At 33.0% G+C, this 23,361-nt stretch carries 24 protein-coding genes and 1 other RNA gene; 14 read left to right on the plus strand and 11 right to left on the minus strand.

From position 1 onward, the window contains the following. Positions 1–6: 6 nt before the first annotated feature. Together ACTU6T_RS13385 and ACTU6T_RS13390 are read right to left on the minus strand one after the other, a co-directional pair. Complete coding sequence (locus ACTU6T_RS13385; RefSeq protein ID WP_460218699.1) at positions 7–294, minus strand: DUF2752 domain-containing protein; 288 nt, start codon at positions 292–294, stop codon at positions 7–9. Between the two features lie 46 nt (positions 295–340). Next, positions 341–2,167 carry a T9SS type A sorting domain-containing protein gene (locus tag ACTU6T_RS13390; protein WP_460218700.1) on the minus strand — a complete coding sequence of 609 codons (1,827 nt, stop codon included), beginning with the start codon at positions 2,165–2,167 and terminating at the stop codon, positions 341–343. Between the two features lie 146 nt (positions 2,168–2,313). On the opposite strand from ACTU6T_RS13390, the gene ACTU6T_RS13395 reads away from it, so the two are divergent. Further along, on the plus strand, positions 2,314–2,502 hold the full coding sequence (locus ACTU6T_RS13395) for a hypothetical protein (protein WP_460218701.1): 189 nt from the start codon (positions 2,314–2,316) through the stop codon (positions 2,500–2,502). Beyond that, on the plus strand, positions 2,502–3,053 hold the full coding sequence (locus tag ACTU6T_RS13400; protein ID WP_460218702.1) for a Smr/MutS family protein: 552 nt from the start codon (positions 2,502–2,504) through the stop codon (positions 3,051–3,053). The genes ACTU6T_RS13395 and ACTU6T_RS13400 overlap by 1 nt, the downstream gene beginning before the upstream one ends. Here ACTU6T_RS13400 and ACTU6T_RS13405 read toward each other — a convergent pair whose 3' ends face one another. Further along, on the minus strand, positions 3,054–3,980 hold the full coding sequence (locus tag ACTU6T_RS13405) for a hypothetical protein (RefSeq protein ID WP_460218703.1): 927 nt from the start codon (positions 3,978–3,980) through the stop codon (positions 3,054–3,056). It abuts the gene before it with no gap. A 136-nt stretch (positions 3,981–4,116) separates the two neighbouring features. Between ACTU6T_RS13405 and ACTU6T_RS13410 the strand changes: the two genes are divergently transcribed. Further along, positions 4,117–5,256, plus strand: coding sequence for a cysteine desulfurase family protein (locus tag ACTU6T_RS13410; protein WP_460218704.1), 1,140 nt, complete (start codon positions 4,117–4,119; stop codon positions 5,254–5,256). 29 nt (positions 5,257–5,285) lie between these two features. Here ACTU6T_RS13410 and ACTU6T_RS13415 read toward each other — a convergent pair whose 3' ends face one another. From ACTU6T_RS13415 to ACTU6T_RS13425, 3 genes are read right to left on the minus strand one after another with little or no spacing between them, the layout of a single operon-like run. Next, positions 5,286–5,939: a hypothetical protein gene (locus ACTU6T_RS13415; RefSeq protein WP_460218705.1), complete on the minus strand. Its 654-nt coding sequence runs from the start codon at positions 5,937–5,939 to the stop codon at positions 5,286–5,288. Continuing rightward, on the minus strand, positions 5,940–8,420 hold the full coding sequence (locus ACTU6T_RS13420) for a TonB-dependent receptor (RefSeq protein ID WP_460218706.1): 2,481 nt from the start codon (positions 8,418–8,420) through the stop codon (positions 5,940–5,942). 12 nt (positions 8,421–8,432) lie between these two features. Further along, positions 8,433–10,118, minus strand: a complete 1,686-nt coding sequence (locus ACTU6T_RS13425) for a M23 family metallopeptidase (RefSeq protein WP_460218707.1) — start codon at positions 10,116–10,118, stop codon at positions 8,433–8,435. Between the two features lie 285 nt (positions 10,119–10,403). Between ACTU6T_RS13425 and ACTU6T_RS13430 the strand changes: the two genes are divergently transcribed. From ACTU6T_RS13430 to rny, 4 genes are all read left to right on the plus strand, one after another. Next, positions 10,404–10,694, plus strand: coding sequence for a hypothetical protein (locus ACTU6T_RS13430; RefSeq protein ID WP_460218708.1), 291 nt, complete (start codon positions 10,404–10,406; stop codon positions 10,692–10,694). A gap of 15 nt (positions 10,695–10,709) precedes the next feature. Beyond that, positions 10,710–11,003, plus strand: coding sequence for a cell division protein ZapA (locus ACTU6T_RS13435; RefSeq protein WP_460218709.1), 294 nt, complete (start codon positions 10,710–10,712; stop codon positions 11,001–11,003). A 56-nt stretch (positions 11,004–11,059) separates the two neighbouring features. Beyond that, a non-coding RNA gene (gene ssrS, locus ACTU6T_RS13440) (6S RNA) lies at positions 11,060–11,178 on the plus strand. A gap of 56 nt (positions 11,179–11,234) precedes the next feature. Next, positions 11,235–12,812 carry a ribonuclease Y gene (gene rny / locus ACTU6T_RS13445; RefSeq protein WP_460218710.1) on the plus strand — a complete coding sequence of 526 codons (1,578 nt, stop codon included), beginning with the start codon at positions 11,235–11,237 and terminating at the stop codon, positions 12,810–12,812. Between the two features lie 37 nt (positions 12,813–12,849). Here the strand turns inward: rny and ACTU6T_RS13450 are convergent, their stop codons facing one another. Further along, the gene (locus ACTU6T_RS13450; RefSeq protein ID WP_460218711.1) at positions 12,850–14,022 is read right to left on the minus strand and encodes a sensor histidine kinase; all 1,173 of its coding nucleotides are present in this window, start codon (positions 14,020–14,022) and stop codon (positions 12,850–12,852) included. Positions 14,023–14,093: 71 nt separating this feature from the next. Then, positions 14,094–15,002, minus strand: a complete 909-nt coding sequence (xerA, locus tag ACTU6T_RS13455; RefSeq protein ID WP_460218712.1) for a site-specific tyrosine recombinase/integron integrase — start codon at positions 15,000–15,002, stop codon at positions 14,094–14,096. Positions 15,003–15,252: 250 nt separating this feature from the next. Here xerA and ACTU6T_RS13460 point away from each other — a divergent pair, with 250 nt between their 5' ends. The 6 genes from ACTU6T_RS13460 (at position 15,253) to ACTU6T_RS13485 (ending at position 18,642) form a co-directional block, all read left to right on the plus strand. Further along, the gene (locus tag ACTU6T_RS13460) at positions 15,253–15,732 is read left to right on the plus strand and encodes an outer membrane beta-barrel protein (RefSeq protein WP_460218713.1); all 480 of its coding nucleotides are present in this window, start codon (positions 15,253–15,255) and stop codon (positions 15,730–15,732) included. A 199-nt stretch (positions 15,733–15,931) separates the two neighbouring features. After that, a complete protein-coding gene (locus ACTU6T_RS13465; protein ID WP_460218714.1) occupies positions 15,932–16,519 on the plus strand; it encodes an outer membrane beta-barrel protein in 588 nt (195 codons plus the stop codon). 81 nt (positions 16,520–16,600) lie between these two features. Next, the gene (aroQ, locus tag ACTU6T_RS13470) at positions 16,601–17,020 is read left to right on the plus strand and encodes a type II 3-dehydroquinate dehydratase (protein ID WP_460218715.1); all 420 of its coding nucleotides are present in this window, start codon (positions 16,601–16,603) and stop codon (positions 17,018–17,020) included. A gap of 19 nt (positions 17,021–17,039) precedes the next feature. After that, positions 17,040–17,516 (plus strand): porin family protein, encoded by a 477-nt coding sequence (locus ACTU6T_RS13475; protein WP_460218716.1) that lies wholly within the window; start codon positions 17,040–17,042, stop codon positions 17,514–17,516. A 140-nt stretch (positions 17,517–17,656) separates the two neighbouring features. Beyond that, positions 17,657–18,178: an outer membrane beta-barrel protein gene (locus ACTU6T_RS13480; protein WP_460218717.1), complete on the plus strand. Its 522-nt coding sequence runs from the start codon at positions 17,657–17,659 to the stop codon at positions 18,176–18,178. A gap of 50 nt (positions 18,179–18,228) precedes the next feature. Beyond that, positions 18,229–18,642, plus strand: a complete 414-nt coding sequence (locus tag ACTU6T_RS13485; RefSeq protein ID WP_460218718.1) for a hypothetical protein — start codon at positions 18,229–18,231, stop codon at positions 18,640–18,642. A 55-nt stretch (positions 18,643–18,697) separates the two neighbouring features. Here ACTU6T_RS13485 and lpdA read toward each other — a convergent pair whose 3' ends face one another. The 3 genes from lpdA to msrB all read right to left on the minus strand — a co-directional run bounded on the left by lpdA (position 18,698) and on the right by msrB (position 21,269). Next, complete coding sequence (gene lpdA, locus ACTU6T_RS13490; RefSeq protein WP_460218719.1) at positions 18,698–20,074, minus strand: dihydrolipoyl dehydrogenase; 1,377 nt, start codon at positions 20,072–20,074, stop codon at positions 18,698–18,700. Between the two features lie 56 nt (positions 20,075–20,130). Continuing rightward, positions 20,131–20,685 carry a DUF1572 family protein gene (locus ACTU6T_RS13495; protein WP_460218720.1) on the minus strand — a complete coding sequence of 185 codons (555 nt, stop codon included), beginning with the start codon at positions 20,683–20,685 and terminating at the stop codon, positions 20,131–20,133. A 101-nt stretch (positions 20,686–20,786) separates the two neighbouring features. Further along, positions 20,787–21,269, minus strand: coding sequence for a peptide-methionine (R)-S-oxide reductase MsrB (gene msrB / locus ACTU6T_RS13500; protein ID WP_460218721.1), 483 nt, complete (start codon positions 21,267–21,269; stop codon positions 20,787–20,789). A gap of 153 nt (positions 21,270–21,422) precedes the next feature. On the opposite strand from msrB, the gene ACTU6T_RS13505 reads away from it, so the two are divergent. After that, positions 21,423–23,360: an alpha-1,4-glucan--maltose-1-phosphate maltosyltransferase gene (locus tag ACTU6T_RS13505; protein WP_460218722.1), complete on the plus strand. Its 1,938-nt coding sequence runs from the start codon at positions 21,423–21,425 to the stop codon at positions 23,358–23,360. Position 23,361: the final 1 nt, after the last annotated feature.

Genomic DNA, 23,361 nt, shown 5'->3' on the forward strand with positions numbered 1-23,361 from the left:
TGTGTTTTAGTTGATAAAGGTTTTGTAAATGAAATTACCTAGTATTAAAATGACGTTTATGACTGCCAAAATAACGATAATTTTATAAGCATGTTTAAATTTTTTAAAGTAATTTATAAAGATAACCCCTAATAAAGCGATTAGGCTATAGATTGCGGGATACATGTAAAAAGCTGCAACAAAATCGCCATTGAGAATTAAAGCTAGGGATCGTTGCATTCCACAACCCATACAATCTAATCCAAAAATTTTTTTGTTAAGACAAGGCAACATGTAATCTTCTGGGGATATCATAAATTAGTCTTTGCCCCAAAAATAATAAAATTGAACTAAGATTAAATTAGTTTTTGATAATTACCTTTTTTGAAATTGTTTGTTTACGATTAGTAGTAATTGTAGCTATATATACTCCATCACTGAAATCTTTTGTTGAATAGCGATACTCATTCAGAACACTAAGATCATTAGCATCAAGAACACGCTTTCCAGTACTATCAAATAAAGAAATGGATTGTAAGTCAATTCCATTTGGGTTTAGAATGGTTAATTCTGCTGTTGTAGTGTTTTGGAAAATTTCTAAATCTCGATTTATGATAGTTTCAGTATTTAAGACTTCAGATTCGAAAGTGATTTCAAAACGATCATCATAAACACCAGCAGGAATATTGATACTGTAATTTTGGTTTCTCAAATTGATATACAAATCCGCTTCAATATCATGTAGAAAAATAGGTTGTGATGAGTCGAAATTTTGTACATCAAAAACACTAAATTTCAAAGGCTGTTGGTTTTCAACTTTTATGCGTATTGGGATTCTTTTTTCTATATCAAAATTTAGTGCCTGAATATTATATGTTTCATTATCTCTAAGCCATGAGGCATCAGTATTAGAATCATCTGATGTTGGAGCTTCTAAACCATAATCAAATCCGTCGCTTGCAGTATCATGAAAATTATGCAACAATTGTCTTGTGAAATCTTGATTAAAAAGAATGTTTAGTCGAAATCGTTTAAAATCATTTGGAACAATATTTAAACCATATTCGTTAAATTCTACGGTGTCTTCAGATGATACATTTGAATCAGTGGTGCCATCAGTTCTAAAGAAATAGCTATTTCCACTAGATTCTTTTTCAAATACACGATGCGAATTTTTCATATATACAAGCGAGCCCGTAGTTGTGCTTGGACTTCCTTCAACCATAAATCCCTGTCCAACGGGAATATAACGCTGTGCAGTTTTACTTCCAGTAGCTCCTGGTGGAGGTAATGGGATTTCATTTCCTGCCGAGTCATAAGCAAAAAATGTAGCTGGAGTAAAAGATTCAACACCACCAGATGAAATGGTATAAGTTGCATAGCCACCAATATAATTTGCCGTAAAGTGATCTGTAGGTTGTTGCTCCCAATAATACAAAACACCAGTTGTGGTTGGTATAAATGGAGCAGTAGCAACATCAATGTTTGTGTTGTCTACATCATGGATAAAGGCTAAAGCATCTATTGCTGAGGGATATGGGTTACCAATTAAGGTAAATTGGTCTGCAGCAATGCTGTTGGTTATTGTTCCATTATTAGGCTTGCCTCTAAAATCATAAAGTTGTCCACCAGCTTCAATACCTTTCATAGTAAATCCTAATCCAGGTGCTATGGATGAGTTTTCATCTAAATCAATCCATTCAGCATATTCATCGGAAACAACAAAAGAGTAAAACCAACGTCTAGGAATTTGTAAAGGTGAAGATGTACCATCGTATCCACCAATAAAAACGGCATCATTACTTGTGATAAGACCAGTGGAGTCATCTATTAATGTGGCACTGAAGCTTTCATTGCCAGATGTAGCAGAGTGATTTCCGATAGGAGAACACCAATAGTTGTAAGCATAAGTGTTAGCTGTTCCAGTTTGCTGAATACTAAGTACTCCTAATCCTGAATTTCCTGTTGTACCTGAGCCTTGGATTAGTTGTGCTTCGTTTCTTAGATAAATACGACTATTAGCTTCAGTTAAGTTTACATTGTCTGTAACAAAAAGAGGAGCAACTCCAACAGTATCTGTAAAACCAGAACCGTCAACAAAAATATAAGACGCATTTCTAACGGTAAGTTGAGCAAATGCATTTATAGAGAGTAAAGCAAAAAGCAGAAATAATACACGATTTATCATAACCATTTGTATTAAAAATTAAATATTTTGATTAAAAAGTGTAGGGAAACCCAAATATAGATAAAAAATAATATTTCTTAGTATTAATGAGTTTATAAAATTGTATTTTCGATGAATATAAATTATAACCGATAATCAACTTACCTATGCCTAGATCAATTAGTTATGTATTTATCCTAATAGGTGGAGCTATAGCAATTTATGCTCAAGCGCAAGAAAACCAAAGCCAATATGTTTTAATTGTTGGAATTGTACTTTTAATGCTTGGTATCTATAGTATTTCAAGAAATATTCCGAGCAAAAATGAACAAGAAGAAAATGATAGTGAATTATAATGCAATTCAAAATTAGAGATATTGTTTCTGTCTTAGATGAGGATATTATTGGTGTTATCACTAAAATTTCAAATGAGACTTTAAGTATTGAAACTGATGATGGTTTTGAAATGGAGTTTTCTGTATCTGAAGTTATTAAAGCCAAACCTCTACAGGTAAATGTATTCTCTAATACCAACGCTTCAACAGTTATCAACGAAAAAGAGCAAACTCATAAGAGAAAATCTGTAAAAGTAAAGCCTAAAGAGCGAAGTTTACCTGCAATGGAAGTTGATTTGCATATCCATCAGATCACAACTTCAAATAAACATATGAGTAATTTTGATATGCTTAACTTACAGTTGGATACTGCAAGGTATAAGTTAGAATTTGCTATAAAAAAGCGTATTCAAAAAGTTGTATTTATTCATGGTGTAGGTGAGGGTGTTTTAAAAACTGAATTGGAGTATCTTTTTGGAAGATATGAAAATGTCAAATTTTATCCAGCAGACTATCAAAAGTATGGTTTAGGTGCTACTGAAGTGTATATTTATCAGAATATTAAGTCTTGATTAATTATCTAAAGGGAAAGTTATCGTTGGAACTGTATATGTACCTAAAACGATTTCATCAGTGCTTAATATTTCTATACTAGGATTTAGAATGGTAACAAAGACTGAGACTATTCTTGTGTACTCTGTTTGTAGCGATTCGGTTTGAATAAATTCATCTGTAGCCATGGCGTCAAGATATCTTGGGACGTTATTGACTCCGCCAGACTCATCAAAATCATTAAGCGGTGAAATGCCTTCGTCGTCTGTGTCTTCATTACGTGTTAAAACACCATCGTTATCATCATCATTGTCTAAATAATTAGGAAATTCATCGCCATCCGTATTTAATGCATTCGTTAGTCCATTAATATCATCATAATTAGGATTTTCAGCTGAAGTTAATATATTGTCATTGTCATCATCTTCATCTATGTAATTTGCTAAGCCATCACCATCTGTGTCGATAGCATCAGGATAAGTGCCATCTTCGGCTTGAGCACCTCTGCCTTCAAACTCTGAAGGGATTCCATCATTGTCATCATCCTCAAAAGTTGATACAAATACTGCTTCAGCACCAGCAGAAGCCTCATAATCATTAGTGATAGAAATACCTGGAGTTTGAATCGCTTGACAAAACAAATCTTCAGGATCATTATCGTAAGTACGATAGTTGAATCTTGTATTAGATTCGTTAATACCTAGAGTTACTATATCACCACTAAATTCTGGATTAAAAATAGCTCTGGTAATATCGTTAACAGGAAATGTGAGGCTCAATGATTCGTTTGGATTTGTTTTTGTTTCAAATAAAACATAGCTATCACTGTCATCATCACCACAGCGCTCTAAAACTTCATTAAAAGTCAAGTCTACTTCAAACACATCACCATCATCACAAGAAAAGACTAAAAGTCCTATTAAACAGATGTAAATAAATTGTCGCATTGATATCAATTTTAAAACAAAAATAAAAGATTTGATTGTTTAACGTCTTGCTTTAACAAATTATTTTTATGAGGTATTTAAAGAGTTTTAAAAACCCTAATAAAGTTGCATCTTTGCAATTAAGAAATCTAGCAAAGTGAAAACAGTTTATTTTGATAATGCCGCAACTACGCCTGTTCGTGATGAAGTTATAGACCGAATGAGTCTTGTTATGAAAAATAACTTCGGAAACGCTTCTTCTACACATGGTTATGGTAGACAATCTAAAGCATTAATTGAAAATTCAAGAAAGCGTATAGCATCTCATTTTAATGTGTCTGCTGCTGAAATTGTATTTACTTCTGGAGGTACTGAAGCTGATAATTTAGTGCTTAGAAGTGCAGTTAGAGATTTAGGTGTTACCGAAATTATTACCTCTAAAATTGAGCACCACGCCATTTTGCATACTATTGATCAACTTGTTGCTGAATATAATATCAAGGTGCAATATGTGAATTTGAGTAGAACTGGTGAAGTTGATTTGGAGCACTTAGAAGCTTTATTGAGTTTAGACACTAAACAATTGGTGTCGCTCATGCATATTAATAATGAAATTGGAAATAAATTAGATATTAAACGTGTTGCAGAATTATGTCAGTCTAAAAATGCGCTATTTCATAGTGATACAGTTCAATCGGTTGGACATTATAAACTTGACTTACAAAACATTCCAATTGACTATTTAGCTGCCAGTGCACATAAGTTTCATGGTCCTAAAGGTGTTGGTTTTGCATTTTTAAGAAAAAATAGTGGATTAAGAGCTTTAATTTTTGGAGGTGAGCAGGAGCGAGGTCTTCGAGCTGGAACAGAGTCTATTCACAATATTGTTGGAATGGATGAAGCGCTTCATTTGGCTTATGAAAATCTTGAAGAAGAACGTTCCCATATTCAAGGTATCAAAGCGTATTTTATAGAACAGTTAAAAGCGACATTTTCTGATGTAACCTTTAACGGACTATGCGATGACTTTGAAAAAAGCACGTATACTGTTGTTAATGTTTGTTTGCCTATTGCACCTGAAAAAGCAGGCATGTTGCAATTTCAACTCGACTTAAAAGGCATAGCTTGCTCTAAAGGAAGTGCTTGTCAAAGTGGAAGCAATCAAAGTTCTCATGTACTTACTGAAATTTTAGATGACGAACATTTAAAACGACCTTCTGTGCGTTTTTCTTTTAGTCGCTATAATACTAAAGAGGAAGTAGATTATGTGATAGAAGTCTTAAAGGAGTTTGTATAGTAATACACAATAGAAAGATTAAAGCTAATTTATAGTTTGCTAATTTCTTGTGCAATTTCAGTTACTGTATTTCCTCCAGATTCTCCTAAAATAGAAATAAAGTTTCCAGTTGTATTGTCAATAATCACAAAACTATTACATAAATAGTGGTACTCGAAAAATAGATGTTCAATGTATTGATTGTAATCTTCCTGCCAATCAATGTATTTGACTCTATTGAACTTGATGCTGTTGTCTTTTTTATGAATCCAAAACACTTTGTGATTAAAGTGAGTTTTTAGTTTTTTTAAATATCGTTTATCATATATGTTGTTCTCAAAACCATTTGACCTAAAGCGACCATTATTACATTTGTCTCTTCCTGGATGGTATTGAATAATACTATATTTTTCTATAGGCGTATTATTGTTGTTAATATTATAAAAAAGCGCAGTTAATTGTGTACTGGTAAGCTTTCCTAGATTCTTGCGCTTTTTTAAAATACCTATATAGGCTGTGTCTTTATCGAAAACTAATGATAAACAGCGTTCCTCAAGAGAATTGTATCTGGATGATTTTTTTGAATATGCTTCTTTTGAAATTTCTCGACCATCAACATCATAATAATATACTGGCTTTGTTTCATTTTGACTAAAACAAGTGTAACTTGAAAGAAGAAAAATAAAATAAGCTATCGTTTTCATCTAAAAGCGTGTAGACACTCTTACATTAAACACTCGAGGTGTGAGAAAGTTAGGGATGGCAAACTGTCGTTTACTATACACATCTCTTACCCATGTGTTTGTAATGGTGTTTTGAGCGTTGAACATGTTAAAAATTTCAACTCCAACAGAAAGTTCTTTTAATTTTTGTTTCCAACGTGATGAATAAGTCTTATTGGGATCAACTAGAACATATGATATTCCCAAGTCAGCTCGTCTATAATCTCGCAACCTAGTTTGGAAATCATAAGGATCGGCATAACTTGGAGATCCACCAGGAACGCCAGTGTTATATACCAAATTCAAATACATTTTTAAATCTGGAATGTTAGGCACATAATCTTGAAAAAGCACACCAAATTTTAGGCGCTGATCGGTAGGTCTTGCAATAAATCCACGATTATCAATATTTTCTTCAGTTTTTAGATATCCAAAACTAAACCAACTTTCAGTGCCAGGAACAAATTCGCCATTTAAACGTAAATCTAAACCGTAGGCATAGGCTGTTGCATTATTTTTAGCTCTGTAACGTATTCTAACATTTTCTAGGGTGTATGGATTCACATCAGATAAGTTTTTATAATACGCTTCGGAAACGAGCTTGAATGGACGATCCCATAGTCTAAAACTATATTCATTTCCGAGGACAATATGAAACGACTTTTGAGCTTTAACATCAGGTTGTACAACTCCTGAAGAATCTCTTAACTCTCTATAGAAAGGCGGTTGATAATAGACACCTCCAGCAATTCGGAACAACATGTCTTTTTCCCAATCTGGTTTTATGGCGAATTGTGCTCTCGGACTAAACACTGTCTGAGTAGAGGAGGAGACATCATCTTGATTTGGAACCTCACTATTAACAGTCCAATTATGAACTCTTACACCAGCATTATAAAATACTTCTGCATTGTTTGCCCAAGAGGTTCGTTTGCTCCATTGTGCATAAGCTTGTAATCTATCTATTTGAACGGCATTAGTAGCTCTTACATTTTGAAACGCAACAAGTGGTCCCTCAAAAGGCTCGTAAGGTTGGTTATTTGGAATATCAAAAATCGGAGGTCTTACAGAAAAACCTGCACTATCAATGACTTCCCATTCAACCAAGCGATCTCTAATATCTTCGTGTGTATATTTTACAGACCATTCTAAAGTACTCTCTTCATCGAGTTTATAATCTCCTTTATGCTCTACATTAAAAATTAATGCGTCTAGGTCATTTCTAGCATGAGTGAGTTGAGAGCCAATGCCTTCAGAAAATTCGACTTCTCCCAAATCTTCATCTCCAATATTACTGTTAACCTCACCTAACCTGTATTGAGCCAAAATATCAAAATATTCTTCTTCTGTAGTGTGATAGGCTGAAGCAATGAGTTTCAATGTCAAGTCATCATTTACAAAGTAGTTGCCTTTAAAAGCCCCAAAAGTGGTAAGGTATTGATCTTTTTCTTGTCCGTCATAAAACACCAAAAGAGCCACAGGTTCATCTAAAGTTCCAAAATTGGTTTGTCTATTTTTTGGTCTAAACGTGTATTTGTTAAGAGAAACATTTCCGAGGAAATTTAAATGAAATTTATCGGAAAACTTATAAGTTAAATAGGTTTGAGCATCAGCAAATACAGGTCTTACATTGGTTTCTGTTTCTAGAGAATTAATTAATAAACTATTGTCTCTATAACGCAAACCTGTAATTCCTGAAAATTTAGAATCTTTACTTGCGGTTTCTATAGCAAGACTTCCGCCGAGTAAACTTGCATCGGCACGAACACCAAAACGTACAGGATTACGATAGGTAATATCTAATACTGATGATAACTTATCTCCATATTTAGCTTGAAACCCTCCAGCTGAAAAATCAACATTCTGTACTAAATCTGTATTGACAAAACTCAAACCCTCTTGTTGCCCTGAGCGAATTAAAAACGGACGATAGACTTCAATTTCGTTAACATACACAAGGTTTTCATCAAAATTTCCTCCACGAACAGAGTATTGGGTACTCAATTCATTAGAAATATTAACACCAGGAAGTGTTTTTAAAATATTCTCAACACCAGGTTGAGCACCTTTAATTGTTCTTAAGACTTCTGGAGTAATGGTGGTGACTCCATCCACTTTTTGTCGAGTATTGGTGTTTATGACAACAGTTGCAATTTGTTCGATGTCAATACTCATTACAGGATTGAATTCAATCTCTTGTCCATTCTTTAAATTGAATTTTGCAGTTACGCTTTTATGACCTATATGAGTAAATTCAAGAGTTACTTCGGTGTCAGAAGGGATTTTAATAATAAAAAACCCATTAGCATTAGACGTCGTACCGTCGTTTCCAGCTTTAATATTGACACCCGAAATAGGTGACTGAGTGTCATCTAATATGACACCTCTAATCGTTGCACTTTGTGATGATCCAAAGAAGGAAAAGCCAATCAAGGCAATAAGTAGTGAAATGTTTAGCTTCAAAAGGTTGTATTTTTATTTTCTATAAAAGGTTGTTTCAAATGTAGTACTATTTCCAACATTATCAGTAACTATTATTTTTAGATTATTTTCAGATGATGTGCTTATTCCATCTTCAAAATCATAGGTAAGCGTGTCTTTTTTATAATCGTACTCCATTAAAATCCATTGTCCATTAATAGTTGCTCTGTAATTGCTTATACCAGACAAGTCATCATCAATTTTCACTTTCAAATAGTTTTGTTTACTTAACCATTGTCCTTCTTTAAAGTTTATTGCTTTAATTGTCGGGCTTACCGTATCTCGAGCTAATGTAAATGTTCCTAGTGATTTTGTTCGTGCTGATAATACGTTGCCAAGACGTTTTGTCCTAACATAACTCGGTTTTTGATAAAATCCGTATAAACTAGCAATAAATAATTTATCTTTTTCGTCATCAGCATAATTAGAGACATCATAAGTAATGGTATAACTCTTGGTAAGAGGAATGACATCTCTGTGTAATTTTAAGGTGTCATTTCTTATACTAAAATCTATGTGAAAATCATCGTAGAACGCATTTTTTGGAAAATAGACTTTTACATTGTCTTTTTCTAATTCATTAACTTGATTAGCTAAAATAAAAGTGTTTGGTTTAACTTCTGGCGCTTCAAGCACTTCTTTTTTAGGTTTTCCTTTGATAGGAATTGACAACCAAGATTCGTTACCTTTAAAATCACGCAATCTTACTTTGTATACATTGTTTGTGCTATCTTCAACTCTAACAAAACCATCATCAACGACATCTTTAAGCATGCTTAAGATATTGCCAGATTGAACAAAGAGCTTTTGGACTCTAGATTTCTTCTCTTTATATATTTCAAAATCGATGTAACGGTTAAGATGTCTTGTTTCGTCAAAACTAAACCGTTTAAAATCCATTTCATAGTTTTTGTTGCCATTATAAAAGGATTGAATATTGCTCAATCCGTTTTTATTATTGGCTAAATCCTGCTGGTCATAACTTACGATTCCAAACCCTATATTACCGAGTGCTTCTATAGGTTCGGTACTATAATCCCCATTTTTATGAGGAATTAATCTAAGTTCTTTTCGTTGTTTAGAGTTGTCTACGTGAGAGGTTCTGTTTTTTGGATATGCATATACTGCAGACAGAAATGGACGCTTTGAATCTTTGATGTCTATTCCAAAAAGCATAGGATTAATAGGACGTTCTTCATTATCGCGAATTTCAAAATGCAAATGTGGGCCTCCAGAACTACCACTATTTCCGGAAAGTGCTACAATTTCACCTGAAGAAACTGGTAATTCATTGACAGAGGGAAACATTTCGACCTCATAGCTTTCTTTTTCGTATTGACATGCTTTTACATATTTCTCAATTTCAGGGGAGAACTTTTTAAGATGTGCATACACACTTACATAGCCATTTGGGTGCGTAATGTAAAGTGCTTTTCCGTAACCATAATGAGACACTTTTATTCTACTTACATAACCTTGAGCTACAGCATAAACATTTAAGCCTGTACGTTGTTGTGTCTTGATGTCTAAACCAGAATGAAAATGATTTGAACGTAATTCGGCAAAAGTTCCAGATAAAACTAAAGTAATATCAAGAGGGCTTCTAAAATAGTCTTGTGGGTAAGGAGATTGGCCAAAGCTAAATATAGTGAAAAGCAGGGCTAGAATAAAATATTTCATATTCATGATGTACTACGTTATGGTTATTAACGTAAAAATATTGATTTTAATTCAATATAGAAAATAATCTATATATGTGTTATTTGTAATTCAGAAGTCAATATCAGTAAAAAAGAATAAATAACAAACAAAAACTTAGAAAAACGAGATAACGAAAAACACGAACTAGTTTGCTATATGTGATTATCATTGAGGAAGTCTTGTTTATTTAAAAATTAATGTAAAAACAATTGTTATTTTTCAGTGAGTATGTTAACTTTGTTACATCAGTATTGAAATTTGTAAATGAGTAAAATTGAAGATGTTGTAGATTCTTTAGAGAATAAAATAAGTAAAGTTTTACACAAACTTGAAGTGTTAAAACATACTAATGCAAAGATTTCTGAAGAATTAACAATGCAGCAACAGAAAAACATTCAGCTACAAGAAGAAATAAGTTCTTGGGTAGAAAAGTACGAAACACTCAAAGTTGCAAATTCATTACTGGGCAGTGACGAGAATAACAGAGAAACAAAGCTCAAAATAAACACATTAATTAGAGATATTGATCATTGTATTGCGCAATTATCTGAATAATGTAAAAGACATTTAATGGCAGAACAGCTTAAAATAAAGCTATCTATAGCAAACAGAGTATATCCTCTAACTATTGCGCCGAGCCAAGAAGAGGGTTTGCGTAAAGCCGCAAAGAAGATTGAAGCCATGATAAATCAGTTTGAGCAAAACTATTCTGTAAGAGATAAGCAAGACGTTTTAGCTATGTGCGCTTTACAGTTTGCTTCTCAAGTAGAACAGAAAACAATAGATAAAGCCAGTGTGAGTGAAGAAGTTGAAAAAAAGCTATATGCTTTAGATCAATTGCTTAAAGAGCACATAAGCGCATAACGTTCTTTAAAATAAACAATAGGTTACTGCCTACATTAGTTATTATTTTTTGATAAACTCAACGTTAATTCTTTAAAAAGGGTGAGTTTAAGTTGTAAAACCGTGCTGCTAGTACATTGTACTTGGGCAGATTTTTGATCAGCTTGTTAGCCCTAAACTTGTTTTTAAGGAGTTTATACAGAATCCAAAACTGATGTAGGCTTTTTTTATATATAAACACTAACTAAACATATGGACACGAACACAATTTTTATGATTGTTGGAGGCGTGGTACTAGGAATAGTACTCGGATACATTATCGCAAAGACATTAGAGAAAAATAATGCATCAAAACTTATAAAAGACGCTAAGAACGAAGCTAATACAATTTTAAAGGCTGCAAAAAGCGAAGGAGAATCAATTAAAAAGGACAAGATTCTTCAGGCAAAAGAAAAATTTATTGAACTTAAAGCCGAACATGAAAAGGTCATTTTATCTCGTGATAAAAAAATGGCTGAGGCTGAAAAACGTACAAGAGATAAAGAGTCTCAAATTTCAAATGAATTATCAAAAAATAAAAAGGCTAATCAATCTTTAGATAGTAAAATTAAGGATTATGATTTTCGTCTAGAATTTTTAGAAAAGAAAAAAGACGAACTCGACAAAGCGCATAAAAGCCAAATTAAACAACTAGAAGTGATTTCAGGTTTGTCTGCTGAAGACGCTAAAGCACAGTTGGTTGAATCTTTAAAAGGAGAAGCGAAGACCGACGCTATGAGTTACATTCAGGATACCTTGGAAGAAGCAAAACTTACGGCACAGCAGGATGCAAAGAAAATTATCATTAATACAATTCAACGTATTGGTACGGAGGAGGCTATTGACAACTGTGTTTCGGTATTCAACATCGAGTCTGATGATGTTAAAGGACGTATTATTGGACGTGAAGGTAGAAACATACGTGCTATTGAAGCTGCTACTGGCGTAGAAATTATTGTTGATGATACACCAGAAGCTATAATCTTGTCATGTTTTGATTCTGTACGACGTGAAGTAGCTCGCTTATCTCTGCATAAATTGGTGACTGATGGACGAATTCATCCAGCCAGAATCGAAGAAATTGTAAGAAAAACGCAAAAACAAATTGAGCAAGAAATAGCTGAAGTTGGTAAACGTACTGTTATTGATCTTGGAATACATGGTCTTCATCCTGAACTTATTAAGATGGTTGGTCGTATGAAATACCGTTCGTCTTACGGACAAAATTTATTGCAGCATTCACGTGAAGTCGCAAAACTTTGTGGTGTAATGGCTGCCGAACTTGGACTAAACCCTAAATTAGCTAAGCGTGCAGGTTTACTCCATGATATTGGAAAAGTACCATCCTCTGAAGCCGATATGGAAACACCTCATGCTATCCTAGGAATGCAATGGGCTGAAAAGCACGGTGAAAAAGCCGAAGTATGTAATGCTATAGGAGCGCACCATGACGAAATAGAAATGACGACTTTGTTATCACCAATCGTTCAGGTTTGTGATGCTATTTCAGGAGCACGACCTGGAGCACGACGTCAAGTACTAGATTCTTATATTCAGCGTCTTAAAGATCTTGAGGATGTAGCTTTTGGTTTTAATGGTGTTAATAAGGCTTATGCTATACAAGCTGGACGTGAATTAAGAGTAATGGTAGAAAGTGAAAAGGTGTCTGATGAACAAGCGGCAAATTTATCTTTTGAAATTTCACAAAAAATCCAAACCGATATGACTTACCCTGGGCAAGTTAAAGTGACTGTTATTAGGGAAACCCGAGCAGTGAATATTGCAAAATAAAATTCTAATTTCTAATAAAATTATAAAAGCACTCTAATTAGAGTGCTTTTCGTTTTTTAAATGATAACGTAAATGTAGTGCCTTCATTGAGTTTACTTTCGATACCTATAGTGCCTCCAATTGCTTCTACTTGTGTTTTGGTAATGTAGAGTCCAACGCCTCTAGAGTCTTCTCTATTGGTTCCATGAAAGGTTTGATACATCTCAAATAATTGATTTTTAAATTTATCAGTATCAATGCCAATGCCATTATCGGCTATTAATATTTTTAGCTCATGTTTAGTGTGAACAGATTGAAGGATAACCTTAGCTTTGCGATCTTCAGCTCTATATTTTATAGCATTGGAAATTAAATTGTATAATACGCTCTCAAGATAAGATCGATTGGCTGTTAGAAAATCATCTTTTCTAATAGAATTATAAATAGCAATTTCATTATGTGCAATATCAATTTCTAAACTATCTATGACCTTTTCGGCGCAGGTAAAAATATTAACACGTTCATTAAGCTCTTTAGTATTAGACTTGGCTTTAATACTTATGATGTCGTCTAAATCAACTATAGTTGTTGTCAATGCTTCAGAAATCGTCTTTAAATGATCGATGAGTTCGGTTTTTTCATCTTCAGAATTTGCTTCCTCATAAAACTCTAGAATATTTTTGAAATTCCCAATATGTGTTTTTAGATTATGAGATACTATATGTGTGAAATTATGAAGTCGTTTATTCTGGCTAGTAATCAACTGAAGATGTTTTTCAGATTGATTATCTTTTTGTTTTCTATATGTAATATCTGTATGTGTACCAATAATTCTAGTTGGATTGCCATTAGAATCTCGTTCAACTACTTTGCCTTTATCAAGAATCCATTTATAATTACCGTCTTTACAAAGAATACGGTGTTCATTTCGGTAGTTGTCTAAATGGCCATTGATATGATCGTTAAAGTCTTTGAAATATGCATCTAAATCATCTGGATGAACGCGTCTGTTCCATTCCATCGCAGAATTGGTTAATTCATGATCTTTATAACCTAATATAAATTTCGACTCTTTAGAGTAAAATACTTTTTCAGTTTTTACATTATAATCCCAAATTCCAACTTGAGAATTTTCTAATGCGATTTGCCATTTTAGTTCGTCAAGACGTTTATTGTTATCAAGATCATTGTAAGTACTTGATTTGTAGTTTTTTAAAATTTTCCATGGCATTTTCATAGGTGCACTTTTATTTTATGACCCTTTTTTTATTCTTTTGTCACTAGAACCCTACAAATTATATATTATTTTCTTGGGTGATAAGCCGTTAGTATATCTTTTAAATGAGAACGATCTACATGCATATATATTTCTGTGGTAGTGATACTTTCATGACCTAGCATAAGCTGAATTGCTCTAAGGTCAGCACCATTTTCAAGTAGGTGAGTTGCAAAGGAGTGGCGAAAGGTATGTGGAGAAATAGTTTTATTAAGATTTATAGCTTTTGCTAGATTCTTAATTATAGTAAAAATCATTGCCCTTGTGAGCTGTTTTCCTCTATTATTTAGAAATAAAATATCCTTGTGTTCTGAAAACACATCAATATGTGCTCTTTCTGCTTTCCAAATTCGAATATATTTTTGAGTATTAATACCAATTGGAACAAAACGTTGTTTATCACCTTTTCCGGTAACTTTGATAAATCCCTCTTCAAAAAACAAATCAGAAATCTTTAAATTAATTAATTCGCTTACTCGCAGTCCACAACTATAAAGTGTTTCTAGTATTGCTCTATTGCGTTCACCTATTCTAATTCCATTGTATTCTTTTCCTAAGTCAATGGCTTGAATTAATGCATCTATCTCTTCAATAGCTAAGGTGTCAGGTAGTTTCCTTCCAATTTTTGGAGATTCAATATGATCTAATGGATTTGTTTTTCTGTAATCTTCAAAAACTAAATAACTAAAAAAACTTCTTAAACCAGAAATGAGTCTTGATTGTGACCTAGAGTTGAGTGATTTTGAAGCGTTATAAATGAAGGATTGAATGTGTTCATAATCAATGTCTATTGGAGACACTATTTGATTATGTGTCTCAAGGTAATCAATAAGCTTCTCAACATCTAATTCATAATTAGTTATAGAATTAGAAGATAACCCTCTCTCAATTTTGAGGTAATATTTAAAATCGTTTAGAGCGTTTTGCCATTTCATAATTTGAACAGAGAGAAATATTTAAGTTTTAAAGCTAAAAATACTATAATTATTCGGTATGAATAGTGATTTTTGCATACGACATATGTCGTATTTTTTGTTTTTATGTTAATAAGTTTCAATTTTAAGTTATTCATAAACAGTAGTTTATGATGTTGTGTTTATAAAATTGTTAATAAGTAGAGAAAAAATGTTCATAATCTCAAAAAAAAGTATTTAATTTGACTTAATCAATTTTAAAACTTTTATTATGAAAAAATTAATGTTATTAGCTGCAGTTGCAGTTTTTGGATTAACTAATGTAACTGCACAAGAAGGCTTTAGTGCAAAAGCTGGATTTAATTCAGTATCGTTTGAATTTGCTGGTGTTTCAGTTTCGGAAAGCGGTTTCTACATTGGAGCGGGTTACCAATTTGAAGTAAGTGAAGATTTTGACGTAGAGCCTGCTGTTCTTTATAGCTCTGTTTCGGATTTAAGCTCTCTTTATGTACCAGTAATGGCTAAGTATAATGTAAGTGAAGATTTTAGTATTCAAGCTGGCCCTCAAGTAAACTATATTTTAGAAGATGGTTTTGATGACGGTGCGTTTGGTTTAGATTTAGCTTTCGGACTTGGTTACAACATTACAGAAGAATTTTATGCAGAAGGTCGTTATGGTCTTGGCGTAGTTAGAGATTTAGATGATGTTGATGTTAATACAATTACAATTGGAGTTGGTTATAGATTCTAATTACAAGTAAGAAAATAAAAAAAGAAGCACTTCAAAGTGCTTCTTTTTTTGCACTTTACACTATTTTAAATCGTTGAAATACATGATTTTATCGACGAAACACATAAATTTATGTGTTTTTTCTTGTTTAGTATAATGGCGAAACATATATTTGCCCTCCAATTTAAAATAGAAACCAAATTTTTTAAACTTAATTATTATGAAAAAATTATTACTTATGGCTGCAGTAGCAGTTTTCGGATTTACAAATGTAAATGCACAAGATGATAACACTACTGGAGGTTTTGCAAAAGACGATGTTTATGCTTCTGGAACTGTTGGGTTCAGTAATACTAAAGTTGCTGATTTCAAATCAAACGAATTTACTTTTATGCCAGCTGTTGGTTACTTTATTAGTGACAACATTGCATTAGAAGCAAATTTAATCATTGCCTCTGGTGAAGATTTTAGTGAAGATAAATCATCTACATTTGGTGCTGGTTTAGGTGCAACTTACTTTTTTACCCCAGCTTCACAATTCTCTTTTACAGTAGGTGCTGGAGTGGCGTATACTAATACTAAATTTGAGCCTAATGGTGGAGATGAAACTAAGATCAATTCATTTGCAATAGCTGTTGCACCAGGTGTTAACTATTTTGTTTCAGACTGTTTAGCATTAAGAGCTTCTATTGGAGCATTGTCATATTCAAGCGCTAAGGAAGATACTGATGGAGCTGAAGCAGCAAATACATTTGCATTAAATTTAGATTTGACAGATATTAACTTAGGTATTGTTTATAAGTTCTAAGTTACAAATCATAAAATTTTAGTAAAGCCGAAGCAAATAGCTTCGGCTTTTTTTATACCCTTTTTTTAATATATTTACTCTATGAAAAAACTCATCATTATTAATGGTCCTAATATCAATTTGCTTGGTAAACGTGAGACTTCAATCTACGGAAATGTTTCCTTTGAAGATTATTTTGAAACTTTAGTCAATGCGTATGAAGATTTTGATTTAGAATATTATCAATCTAATGTAGAAGGAGAACTTATAGATAAGATTCAAGAGGTAGGCTATAGTTATGATGGAATTATTTTAAATGCTGCAGCATATACGCATACATCTATTGGTATAGGTGATGCCGTTAAAGCTATTGAAACGCCAGTTATAGAAGTGCATATTTCTAATACTTTTGGTAGAGAGTCCTTTAGACACCAATCCTATATTTCAGGAAATGCAAAAGGTGTTATATTGGGATTTGGCTTACAGAGTTATAATTTAGCCTTACAAAGTTTTATGAATTAAATAAGAGCCTAGTATACTCATGAGACAATCAGTTTTTATTATCATCTTTTTGATGACTTTCTTGTCTCAAGGACAATCCAATATTGATTTTGGAATTAAAGGCGGAGTAAACTTTACGTTTTTCAACGTTGAGCAAGGAAATTTTGGACCTAGAGCAAAAACTCAAGTTAGTTATTATGGTGGTATGTTTACAGAGTTTCATATTGATGAAGCCTTTGCTTTGCAACCCGAAGTATTATACATTGGACTAGGTGACTTCAGATTTATTAATGCTCCAATTTATGCAAAGTATCAAGTTGCTAAAAACTTAGATGTGCTAGTAGGACCTAGTTTGAATTATTTTTTTGACTTCTTTTCCAATAGATTTAAAGTAAGAGGTGATATTAGTACAGCTTTGCATTTGTCTAAAACCTTTGATATTCATATAAAGTATACACTTGGGTTTGAGGTGATTTCTCCAAATGGATTATTTCTTGGAGCTGGTTATCGTTTTTAGTATTACTTTCAATTGCTAAAAAAATTAAGACTTTTCACAAAGTATTAACCTCAACTTTGGAATTGATTGTGATTTAGTTGTGAATATTTAACACTCAAGAGAAATAGATTTGTTTCCAATTAATCAAACAATCAATTATTATGAAACAATCATTTCTATTTATCCTATTTATTATAGGAATTACACAAGTATCTTTCGCACAAGATGAAAATGCATTTAAAGGTAACCCAACAACTTTTGGAGTCAAAGGTGGCTTAAATTATACGTCGTTGCTAAGTATTTCCGACGATAAAAATGAGATTGGTTTATGGGGCAGTTTATTTGCAGAAACGCGATTATCTAAACGCTTTGGTATTCAGTATGAATTGCGGTATTCTGAATATAGTACAGCAGAATTTATTGAAGCTCCTTTGTTGTTGAAATATTATTTCAACGAAAAATTCAATATGTTTTTTGGCCCAAGGTTAGATTTTCTAATTGATGATAATGATGTTGCCAATAGCTTTTCAGTAGCTGCAGAAATTGGTGTGCAATACAATTTTTCAAATCATTTTTTTCTTGAAGGTAGTTATAGTCTTGCTTCAGAAAATCAAGTTCGAGTTAGCGCTTTTGAATCTGGGACACGAAGCAGCTTTAGACTTGGGATAGGCTATAAATTTTAAATATGGTGGTCTTTCATAATTTCAAGTTCACTTTCTTAACTGTATTAGTGATGTTAACATTTTATGGATATTCACAAGATGCAACGAATAATGAATTAGATTTAAGTAAGTGGTCATTGCGTTTTCAAGGCTTGCGATTAGGGAGCACTAAAGGTCTTACATTAGGGATATATGAATATCAATTTGATGGTAAGAGAATATTAGAAACTCCAGTGTTACTTAAAGTTGATATCACAGATAACTTAAGTGTTTTGGGAGGTATGACCATCGATTTTTTTGAAATTCAAGGTAGTATGACTAATCAAATAGATGCTTCAGCCACTTTTGGCATTCAGTATGAAATTAATGATGATACCTATATACAAGGTCTTTTTAACTATCAAATTATAAATACAGATAATCCATATAATTATAAAGCGTTTTCACCATCAAGTTTTACAATTCGGTCAGGATTTAAGTTTTAATAAAAAAAATGCGATTCAAAATGAATCGCATTTTAATTTAATTTTTTTAAACTTATTACAGGTGAATGACTTCATCATAGGCATCTGCAACAGCTTCCATAACTGCTTCACTCATGGTTGGATGTGGGTGAATTGCTTTTAGTACTTCATGACCTGTAGTTTCAAGTTTGCGGCCTAAGACAGCTTCTGCAATCATATCAGTTACACCAGCACCAATCATATGGCATCCTAGCCATTCACCATATTTAGCATCAAAGATTACTTTTACAAATCCATCTTTATTTCCACCTGCACTTGCTTTTCCAGACGCTGAGAATGGGAATTTACCAACTTTAATATCAATACCTTGATCTTTAGCTTGTTTTTCAGTTAAACCAACACTTGCAATTTCAGGAGAACAATACGTACAGCCAGGCACATTTCCGTAGTCTAAAGCTTCGACATGCTGTCCAGCAATTTTTTCTACACATAAAATACCTTCAGCAGAAGCAACATGAGCTAAAGCTTGACCTGGAGTAACATCACCAATCGCATAATATCCAGGGATATTAGTTTGATAATAGTCATTTACTAGAATCTTATCACGATCTACGGCAATACCTACATCTTCTAATCCGATGTTTTCAATATTTGATTTAATTCCAACAGCAGACAATACTACATCAGCCTCTAATATCTCTTCTCCTTTTTTGGTTTTTACAGTAGCTTTAACACCTTTACCAGAAGTATCAACATTTGTAACTTCAGAAGACGTCATAATTTTAATGCCACTTTTCTTAAAAGAGCGTTCTAACTGTTTAGATACATCCTCATCTTCAACTGGAACAATATTTGGGAGATATTCTACAATAGTCACTTCAGTCCCCATCGAATTATAGAAGTAAGCAAATTCAACACCAATAGCTCCAGAACCAACAACAATCATTTTCTTTGGTTGTTTCTCTAAAGTCATTGCTTGTCTATATCCTATTACTTTTTTTCCATCTTGAGGTAAACTTGGTAATTCACGAGAGCGAGCTCCAGTTGCGATAATGATATGATCTGCACTATATTCTTTTCCGTCAACCTCAACTTTTTTACCAGTTTTGAGTGTTCCAAAACCTTCTATGACATCAATTTTATTCTTTTTCATTAAAAACTGAACACCTTTACTCATACCATCAGCAACGCCACGACTGCGCTTTACAACAGCATCAAAATCATGACTAGCATCTTTGACATTAAGTCCGTAATCTTCTGCATGCTTTAAATATTCAAAAACTTGAGCAGACTTAAGCAATGCTTTTGTTGGGATACATCCCCAATTTAAACAAACACCGCCTAAATTTTCTTTTTCTACAATAGCAGTTTTAAAGCCTAATTGCGACGCTCTAATTGCTGTAACGTAGCCTCCAGGACCACTTCCAAGTACTATAATATCGTATTTACTCATGTGTTTATTTTTGTCTAATTTTTAAGGATACGAAGGTACAAAACCAAATTGTAATATTAAAGGTCATCTGTAAAATGTCTACGACCTTTTTCTTTACTAAACTTTTCTGTATTGTAAGACACTGATTTTCCCTTAGGAATAGATAAGGAGATCCATTCTTTTCCTTTTATGAGTTTTCCTAAAAACACAATTTGTCCTAAGTGATATGCATAATGTGCAAGTTGACGATGAATAGCTTCAGTTACTGTATGCCCTTGATTTCTGATATAAATAATACGTTCTAAGTCATGTTCCTTTAAAGGGGTTATAGCTTCAAATAGGCAGTCCCAACCTTTATTCCAATGAGATTGTAAGTCGTTTTTATTTTTAAATGTATCTATAAATTCATTATCACGATGTCTCCAAGGCTTTTCACCATCTTCGGTTAAAAAATTAGTCCAACGACTTAACATATTACCTACAATATGTTTGACAATGATTGCGATAGAATTTGAGTCGGTTACCAATTCACGTTTAAGTTCTTCAAAGGATAGTTGATTAAGAGTTTTGTCACCAAGATTTTTATAATACTCAAACTGTTTAATTGCACTTGATAGATATGAATTTTCCATAACGTTTTATTTAGTGCTATAAAATTAGCGATATAACATCTAATAATGTATAATATATTATAGTTAGATGTTATATCGCTATTTATAATGTATGTTAACTTCTAGTTTTCTGGAACAAACTTAAGCGCTACACCATTAATGCAATGGCGTTTCCCCGTAGTTTGTCGTGGCCCATCATTAAACACATGACCTAAATGCCCTCCACATGTAGCGCAATGTTCTTCATCTCTAGTGTATCCCAAATTATTGTCAGTGCCATAGGCTACGTTACCTTTAATCTCTCTATCGAAACTTGGCCACCCAGTTCCTGAATCAAATTTATGTTCGCTTTTAAATAACGGTGTGTTACAAGCAGCACAATGAAATGTGCCTTTGCGATATTCTTTATTGAGTTCACTAGAAAACGGCCGTTCAGTACCAGCTTCTCTCAATACATAATATTGTTCTGGTGTTAATTGTGCTTTCCATTCTGCTTTTGTTTTGGTTACTGGGTAAACGTTTTGCACTTTGGTAGCTTTTTTTTGTGCTGACGAATTGCAACTAAAAAACAATGCAACTGTAAGTAGAGTGATAATCTTTTTCATTTTATAAAAATAAGGTTTTTTTGATGTTTTTTTTAGTCGAAAATGGAAAGTAGAACTTACGCAAACGTTGTAAATTCAAATATCATATGAGATTCGTGTGAGTTGACAGTTATTTTATTAATTTCACATTCTAATACATAATTAACCAATAAAATGCAGAGACAAAACCGGGTAGTTATTGACGCAGTTTCGCCACAGATTAACTGCGGAGAATTTTTCATCAAGCGAATTGTAAATGAAATTGTAAATATAGATGCACATGTACTTGTTGATGGTCATGATGTCATTGCTGCTTCTGTTTTATTTAAGCATGAAAAAGAACGAATTTGGAGTGAAGCTCGAATGCATCATTCAGAAAATGATGAATGGAAAGCTTCTTTTAGTGTTAAAAAACAAGGCTTCTATTCATACAAAGTGCAAGGTTGGGTCGATTATGCATTAAATTGGCAACATGGTATTGAACGAAAGATTGATGATAATCAACACGTTAAATCTGAACTACTTGAAGGAATAGAACTTCTAAAACCCTTATTAAAGAAAGCATCAAAAGAAGAACAAGTATTTTTAAAGCGTTGCATTGATAATTTCAAAGATGAGTCAAAATATGATGACGCTGTTCAAGATGCTAAAAGTAAGGCACTTCATCATATTTTTATGAAATACCCAGAAAAGCTTTTAGCCAATGAAACTGAAATTTTGAAGGTTTATGTCGATAGAAAAAAGGCACGATTTAGTACTTGGTATGAGTTTTTTCCGCGGTCATCGTCAGAAGTTGAAGGCCAGCATGGTACGTTTAAAGACTGTGAGCGTTTGCTCCCTAGAATTGCAGAAATGGGATTTGATACTTTATATTTTCCACCTGTTCATCCTATTGGAGAGGTGAATCGAAAAGGGAAAAATAATACCACAGAAGCCGAAGATGATGATGTAGGTTCTGCCTGGGGAATTGGTTCAAAACATGGAGGACATAAAGCTTTACATCCGCAATTGGGAAATTTTGATGATTTTAAGAGTTTAATTAAAAAAGCTAAAAAACTCAATATTGAAATCGCAATGGATTATGCCTTACAGGCTGCGCCAGATCACCCTTGGGTAAAAGAGCACCCAGATTGGTTTAAATGGCGTCCAGATGGAACGGTTCAATATGCAGAAAACCCACCAAAAAAATATCAAGATATTTTGCCTATTTTTTGGGAAACTAAAGACTATAAAAATCTATGGAAAGAATGTTTAGAGTCTATGCTCATTTGGATTGATTGTGGTATCAATGTATTTAGAGTAGATAACCCACATACTAAGCCTTATTATTTTTGGAACTGGCTTATTTCCGAAGTTAAGAAAAAGCATCCTGATGTGATATTTTTAGCTGAAGCCTTTACTAAACCAAAAGTTATGCAACGTTTAGCAAAAGAGGGCTATTCACAATCGTATACCTATTTTACATGGAGAGATAATAAACAGGAGTTGATTGAGTATATGAATGAATTAACACAATCTGATCAACGAGAATATATGCAGCCAAATTTTTGGCCTAATACTCCAGATATTAACCCATTTCATTTACAAGGTGCTAATGAGTCAAAACATCTTCAGCGTTATGCTTTAGCAGCAACACTAAGCTCAAGTATTGGAATTTACGGACCAGTGTTTGAACAAATGATTAATGAAGCTATTCCTGGAAAAGAGGAATATTATATGTCTGAAAAATTTCAAATAAAGCATTATGATTGGAATAAGGAGAATAAGCTTACATTGTTAATTTCAAAAATAAATGCATTGCGTCATCAACATGAAGCCTTGCAACAAACTAATAATATTAAGTTTTGCGAAGTTCAGAATGATAATTTAATTGCATTTTATAAATGGAATCAAGACCGAACAAATGAGTTGCTTATTATTATAAGTTTAGACCAGTACTATTCCCAACAGGGGAATTTGCAAGTGCCATTGCATGATTTAGGAATTAATCATGGGCACCACTTAAGTGTCGAAGATTTAATTACTGGTAGTAGCTATAACTGGTATAATGAATGGAATTTTGTAGAATTACATCCAACACTTCCATTTCATATATTCAAGATTAACAAGTAAA

Source organism: Psychroserpens citreus (genome assembly GCF_055686305.1).